The organism is Acetivibrio ethanolgignens (assembly GCF_001461035.1).
In the GTDB taxonomy this organism is placed as follows: domain Bacteria; phylum Bacillota; class Clostridia; order Lachnospirales; family Lachnospiraceae; genus Velocimicrobium; species Velocimicrobium ethanolgignens.
In genome coordinates this window covers 14,018-15,520 of record NZ_LNAM01000192.1, presented here as the reverse complement: position 1 = coordinate 15,520, position 1,503 = coordinate 14,018, and the positions used below count along the sequence as shown (strand labels likewise).

The 1,503-nt window shown below is 42.3% G+C and carries 1 protein-coding gene; it reads right to left on the bottom strand.

Translation table 11 applies throughout. The features are described 5' to 3' along the window. Positions 1–82: 82 nt before the first annotated feature. A complete protein-coding gene (locus ASU35_RS15085; protein ID WP_058353809.1) occupies positions 83–1,456 on the bottom strand; it encodes an IS4 family transposase in 1,374 nt (457 codons plus the stop codon). Positions 1,457–1,503 lie beyond the last annotated feature (47 nt).

The window sequence follows — 1,503 nt, the reverse complement described above, 5'->3', positions numbered from 1 at the left end:
ACTCAAACTTCGCACATAAATTTTCGCTATGCACCTTGAAAATTCAATATCTGGCAGTTATTCAGTTGTCAAAATTCAATTATTATGCAGCACAAAGTTGTGTTTTAAGCAAAGGCGGGAGTGCATTCATAAATGTATCTGCCAGTTCATCGATCTTATCCTCGGATAATTCGGTGTTATCGGCGAGCATGGTACGGAACATATGGAGCAGCATCTGAAATGCCTGTATCCATGTGATATCTGCCATCTCATCTGAAAAGTATAAAAAGAGTTCACCAAGCGACCGGGTGTCATTTGATTCCCGGTTTTCCAGTGAGAGCATCATGTATCTGGTAAAAACGACTGCTGTATGCGCAGTCATCGCATCATAGGATAAAGAATTGCATTCCCTGCTCAGGTTCAGATAGCTCTTGCATACCTTGAAAAAGACTTCGATATCCCACCGTTTTCCATAAATGCGGATGATCTCCTCTTCGTCCAGAGAAGTATCCGTGGAAATAAGACAGAGATATTCCTTGCGTTTGTTACGGTTGCGGACATAGACAACTTTAGCGGGAATGATCTCCCCGTCCTTTACAACATCAACGATAACAGAAAGCAGATATCTTGATCTGCCGCGTCTCTTTTTGTTCCTGTTGTAAATGGAGATCAGAGACATGTCCTCTCCGTTGTAACGGAAAAACATCTTTGGCGTTTTTTTGACCATGCCGATCACATCATATCCAATCTTTTTTACGGCATGCAGTGTACTTGGAGAAGAAAACCAGCTGTCAAAAAGAACATATTTAGCCGGGATAGCAGCTTTTTTTGCGGCTTTCAGAAGATCAAGCATGGCAAGTGTTCCTTTCTGCATGGACAATGCCCTGCGTTTGTAGCCGGCTGTTCTTTTATCAAGAGCAGCAGCTTCGTTGACACGGTTTCCCTTTTTCTCAGACGAAAGAAGGACACTGTTGACAGGAAGAAACGTGCTTCCGTCTGACCATCCCAGTGTCAGCATACGGAAACCAAAACTGTATTTATGCTTCGCATGGTCATACACTTTTGCAAGGAGTTCCACCTTTTTGGAACGGCTGCGTTCAAACATGGAATCGTCCAGGATCAGGACATTTGCGCGCTCCTCTGAATCCAGAGGAAGAACCGCATCTTTTATGATCCGTGAGGAAAGGATCGTCGTAAAGCGGATCCAGTTGATCTGGACCATTTTCATAAAACGGTAAACCGTATCCTTTGCAAACCCCGGCGTATTCCTGCCGGTAATCAGATTCATGTACATACTTCTGTTTGAAAAGATCAGCAGAAAAAGGTATTGGAAGACCTCGGTTACGGGAATTCCTTTCTTCTTGTATGCATTTGCTGACTTTAGGGCTGAGGAAACATGAAATCTGGTAAAAAATCTTTTGATAGATTTTGAAATCTGCTTATCATTCTGTGTCGTTTGTGTTATAATTTTATTCATAGCATGAACCTCCGGTTATTAATTGTTTTTCGGCAACTCAATTATAC

What these genes read in the sequence shown, in the direction of transcription:
- ASU35_RS15085 (WP_058353809.1), bottom strand. Translation starts at nt 1,456, where the DNA reads ATGAATAAAATTATAACACAAACGACACAGAATGATAAGCAGATTTCA.